This is a genomic window from Bathymodiolus platifrons methanotrophic gill symbiont (genome assembly GCF_002189065.1).
In the GTDB taxonomy this organism is placed as follows: domain Bacteria; phylum Pseudomonadota; class Gammaproteobacteria; order Methylococcales; family Methylomonadaceae; genus Methyloprofundus.
In genome coordinates, this window is record NZ_BDMN01000024.1 from 1 (window position 1) to 1,892 (window position 1,892).

The window sequence follows — 1,892 nt, forward strand, 5'->3', positions numbered from 1 at the left end:
GAAAGTGAGTGCCTTTGAAGCTGAGCATGTGATCCACCTTTTATTGAAATTGATAATTATGATAGCAGATAACGTCGGGAAGGGGGATTTATGCGACAGAACCGCTGCATCAGGCCTTTTTTATGATCTTTGAGTGATTCTATTTTTTGGGCTTGGGCGGTGATGAGATCGTCTATGGAAGATAGGCAGTCGGCAATTTTTTGTTGTTCTTTTGGGATGGAAGGGTAAGGAATTTCAATGCTTGATAGCCTGCCTTTGGATATTCCAAGAGCCTTTGTACCTTGAGACTCTTTTTTTATTTGGGTTCTTATTCGATTTGATTTAAATAAGTATCCAGCAAATCCAAGAATTATTTTTTTATCTTTCTGCCTAGCTAAAATTGTGTGTAGCCCAGACAATACTTTTTCATTGTTGAGATTAACAATTTCAATGCTTTTCCCAACATCGTCCAAGTCTTCCGATGCATCGGCAAAAATAATATCTCCTTCAACACAGCAGTTCTCTGCTTTAATCTTCTCAAGATTTTCTGAAGCGTTGATAAATGGTATATTTTCTTTTTTTATATCAAATAGTGTGGAAAATTTTGTATGAATATCACCATAGTGAATTTGACTATCAGTAGGCAAAGTATATAATTCACCTACTCTTTACGTGTTTTATGAGGTATAATCATTAATTTAGTGCTTTAGTCTGGCGTATAGCAAGACTCATGTTTATTGAGCGGTATTAATTGCCCTAGGGAATCTCTTCTTTCTTTAATATCTATCGAAAATAGCCATGTAAACCTACGCCCACCAAAAATATTCTTATTTGGTGGGGATATGAGCGATCAGGAAAATAAAACTGTTCGAGCATTGCTCTATGATCACCTATCAGTTAAACATTCTCAGCTTTTTAGTTCGTTAGTTTTGGTTGAAGAATTCAAAGATTGGTTGCATGACTCAATTTATCCTGATTTATTAACGTTCGAATCTGACCTTGCTGAAACAGCATCACTTGTTGTTATTTCTCTTGAAAGCCCTGGGGCGTTAGCAGAACTTGGGTCATTTTCAGTGAATGAAAAAATAAAAAAAAGTCGTAATAATAATTTGTGATGACCATCATAATCAAGATTCTTATATAAAACTTGGACCACTTCGCCAATTAAAAGATGAAAACATACTTTCATACCCCTATAAATATAATGATCTAGAAAATAGCTTAAAAGAACACCTTGATGACATTACCGATTCACTGAGTAATATATTAGATGAAGTTCATAAAACTGAAAAATTTAATCTAACAAATAAAGGTCATATAGCTTTTTTAATTTATGATTTAATTTTAACTTACAAGGCACTTATAAATAAGGAAATAAAACTTTATTTGAAAAGTTTAAATGTAGATGTAGCCCCACAGGAAGTATCAAGGTTACTTTTTTTGTTAGAAAAATTAGAATTCATTGAAAAAAGAAGAATGGGGAATACAGAATATTATCTAGTTATTGAGAATGATCATAGAATAGTGTTTTCCAATAAAAATAATGATAATAAGTTTGATAGAAATTCAGCAACTATTGCCGCTGCCAAATATTATCAAAGATCAAAGAAAGAGAAAATAAGAATGAAGGTTCTTGAGTTAGGAATAAGCACGAAACAACTTCCCGATATTAATTATTCTTGAGGAATTGCCCGGTAATTCCATTTTGGTAAATGTGTATCAAATACAATCGGCATTATTTCTTTGAAGTCAGCGGCATATTTTCGTCCTGTCTCGTATATTTTGTCGAGTATGTGAACAATTGTTGTTAGTCCTTTTGACGTTGATGTTCTAGAAATCAATGTATTAACTGTTTCAACCGAGTCAAATACAACACCTTCACAAGCACGAGTCACATGAGGAAAAAAACGATG

Annotated in this window: 2 protein-coding genes and 1 pseudogene; 1 reads left to right on the forward strand and 2 read right to left on the reverse strand. The window is 33.1% G+C overall.

The annotated features are described in order from the left end of the window. Positions 1-56: 56 nt before the first annotated feature. Positions 57-626 carry a restriction endonuclease subunit S gene (locus CDZ78_RS01615; RefSeq protein ID WP_087868391.1) on the reverse strand — a complete coding sequence of 190 codons (570 nt, stop codon included), beginning with the start codon at positions 624-626 and terminating at the stop codon, positions 57-59. 195 nt (positions 627-821) lie between these two features. Here CDZ78_RS01615 and CDZ78_RS22630 point away from each other — a divergent pair. Then, positions 822-1,662 (forward strand): annotated as a pseudogene (locus CDZ78_RS22630) (retron St85 family effector protein). Here the strand turns inward: CDZ78_RS22630 and CDZ78_RS01630 are convergent. Then, a partial coding sequence (locus CDZ78_RS01630) for an ISAzo13-like element transposase-related protein (RefSeq protein ID WP_444979189.1) occupies positions 1,653-1,892 on the reverse strand: 240 nt, incomplete at its 5' end. The pseudogene CDZ78_RS22630 and the gene CDZ78_RS01630 sit on opposite strands and share 10 nt — an antisense overlap.